The organism is Acinetobacter sp. 102, assembly GCF_037028485.1.
Classification (GTDB): Bacteria; Pseudomonadota; Gammaproteobacteria; order Pseudomonadales; family Moraxellaceae; genus Acinetobacter; species Acinetobacter higginsii.
Genome location: NZ_JAZEZK010000046.1, coordinates 1 through 2,533, shown reverse-complemented (window position 1 = coordinate 2,533; position 2,533 = coordinate 1). Strand labels below are relative to the sequence as shown.

Sequence of the window (2,533 nt, the reverse complement as noted above, 5' to 3'; positions counted from 1 at the left end):
ACTCCCAAGGCAATAAAAATCAAAAACATTAATCCAAGTTTGAGTTCGATCATGCTGGTACCTCAAATTTGTAGCCTTTCTTATCTAAGATTTCGAATAACAACTCTTGGCAAATCTCAGCGCGTCTAATTATTTGGTTTTCACGAGTAGCATCGCGCTCCTTGTAAAACATCGTTACTCGTCTTTCAGGCTTAATATGACCGACAACATGCCAGTCAATATTCTCGTATTTCTTGATTAGATACTCAGGCGTGTCTACAAGTGTGTAGGCGATTGCCGATCTATTAAGATCACGAAGCAGCATGTATGTATCTAATTGCCACTCATATAACTTCTTATCACCAACCTTAATTTCGATTGGGAATGTCTTTTTAGAGTAAGCAGATTTAATATCAATAATGATGTCTTCATCTTGCTCATCTATATCCCATTCACCGGTGAATAAATCAGTCGTGATGCGTGTCTTATTCTTCACATAGAAATTGCCAGTCACTTGATTCAGTAGGGCAATGCTCTGATCTTCAACTGCCTTGCCTTTTTCAATTTCAGGAGTATTAAGTTCAGGTTTCCAATCTAAAAGTATTTGGCTTGCCATCTCATAAATATGAGAAAGTGCACCCTCTGGTATGGTGTCTTTGTCAGGGTAAGCCATAAGCTTACCCACACCCGATGCTCTAAACGGGATCATGTTCTAAGACCTCCGTTTGTGCTTTGATGTAATTCAATTGTTCTTCCGAAACAATGTAGTAATCAATAATCTGCTGTAGATCGACCTGTTTGTTATTGATCTTCTTGATTGCTGCTTCTGCTTGTTTGTCTGTAAGGATAGGGCGGTTGTCAGTTTGATTTTGAACAACGTCTCTAGGTGGTAATCCCATAGTGCCAGTTGAATCAAGCAGCTCATCTTCAGTATAAACACCCAAAATCACATCAGGGAAATGAAGCCGAGCAAGCTTTTTAGTTGCTAAGTAAGCAATTTGCTGTTTTGGATCGTTCACCCAGTTTGGCGAATTACGAACGGCACCCACTTGAGCAAAAGACACATCATGGATACGTGGTTCAGATTCTCCTTTAATGGTTACCCACACGCGAACACCGATGTCATGAGCCTTACATTCTTTACCATTCACTTTTGACCAATCGCCATACCATTCAAAGTTAGGACGACCAGTGATAGGAGCGCGCGCAATAATTACAGCATTTACGAGTTGTGCTTCATAACCAAGATTGCCATTCACCAAATGCGTCTTTTGAGCTACCGCAAAAGGATTCATACCCCATTGCATTGCTTGCATTGTCACTGCTAAACAGTCGCCTGAATTTCCTTGCAAGTGTTTTGGCACAGTGATTACGGCTTTACACATGAAGTCAGCGAAAGCCACCATGTTTTGCATTGCTTGAGGATCAAGAATCAATGCAGATGTTTGAGCGTTTGCTGGTAAAGCTGGTTGAGTTTCTACTAATGCATTCATCTCTTAATCCTCAGTATTTGATTGAAACGTTTGGAATTTGGTTTCGAGCAATCGCTGTGATGATTGCCTTGATTTGATATTCTTCAAGACCAACACATAGATCGATCAAAGCTTTCGATGCTGCTTGATTGATAGAGCGCATATGTTCAACATTAGCCAAACGATCTTCTTCTGCTTTACGTTCAGCTTCTTCTTTAGCTGCTTGTTCACGTTCAATGCGTTGACGCTCCATAACAGCAGCTTGTTGTGCACGTAATTCAGCTTCTTCTTTTTCAGCAATTAAGCGTGCTTCACGTTCAGCAGCTTCACGTTGTTGACGTTCTGCCAATTCAGCTTGTTCTTTTTGCTCACGTTCAAAACGTTGCTTTTCTGCCAGTGCTTTTGCTTCGGCTTCAATACGTGCCTTATCAGCAGCTTCTTTAGCGATACGCTCATCACGTTCACGTTGTTCACGCTCTAATTGTTCTTTGCGTAGACGCTCTAATTCAGCTTGTTCGGCTTCATATTTTTCACGGGCAACAAGGGAAGTGCGTAACTTTTCAAGAGTCTCAAATTTTGCAATTTTTGCTTCTTGTTCGAATTCCTCAAAAGATGAGTCGATAACTACGCTTTCAATATTTGAAATATATGCAGCGATTTGACTAGAGTGTTGCGTGAATGCTTCGTCAATGTTTTTGATTTTTTCGATTGCATCTTGATGATTCTTCACACGATCTTCTTCTGCCTTTTCCCACGCATCACGCGGTGCAATAATCTCATCACGCAATTGATCAAACTTTTTAACGATTGCAATGCGGTCATCATCAATTAATTTGATTTGAGCCTTTTGTTCAGCAACCAATTCTTTACCGCATTTCTCGATCAACGTTTTTGATTTACTTACTTTCATAGCAAGTGAACCAATCGCATCACGACCTTTTTTAGTTGTCACATCTGGAACGTGTGAGCGAACTTCTTGAGCAATATGTTCAAACAATTCATCTGTGCCACCGCGTTTAGCAAAAGCAGCCACAATCACGTTTTGATCTATAACTTGTAATTCATTAACTTGAGCATTCATT

3 protein-coding genes are annotated in these 2,533 nt (G+C 40.3%); all 3 read right to left on the bottom strand.

Annotated features, from left to right (window positions below):
* Nucleotides 1–49: 49 nt before the first annotated feature.
* From WA352_RS21560 to WA352_RS21550, 3 genes are read right to left on the bottom strand one after another with little or no spacing between them, the layout of a single operon-like run.
* The gene (locus tag WA352_RS21560) at nucleotides 50–652 is read right to left on the bottom strand and encodes a hypothetical protein (protein ID WP_336143890.1); all 603 of its coding nucleotides are present in this window, start codon (nucleotides 650–652) and stop codon (nucleotides 50–52) included.
* 22 nt (nucleotides 653–674) lie between these two features.
* Nucleotides 675–1,472, bottom strand: a complete 798-nt coding sequence (locus tag WA352_RS21555) for a RecT family recombinase (RefSeq protein WP_336143888.1) — start codon at nucleotides 1,470–1,472, stop codon at nucleotides 675–677.
* 10 nt (nucleotides 1,473–1,482) lie between these two features.
* The gene (locus WA352_RS21550) at nucleotides 1,483–2,532 is read right to left on the bottom strand and encodes a hypothetical protein (RefSeq protein ID WP_336143887.1); all 1,050 of its coding nucleotides are present in this window, start codon (nucleotides 2,530–2,532) and stop codon (nucleotides 1,483–1,485) included.
* Nucleotide 2,533 lies beyond the last annotated feature (1 nt).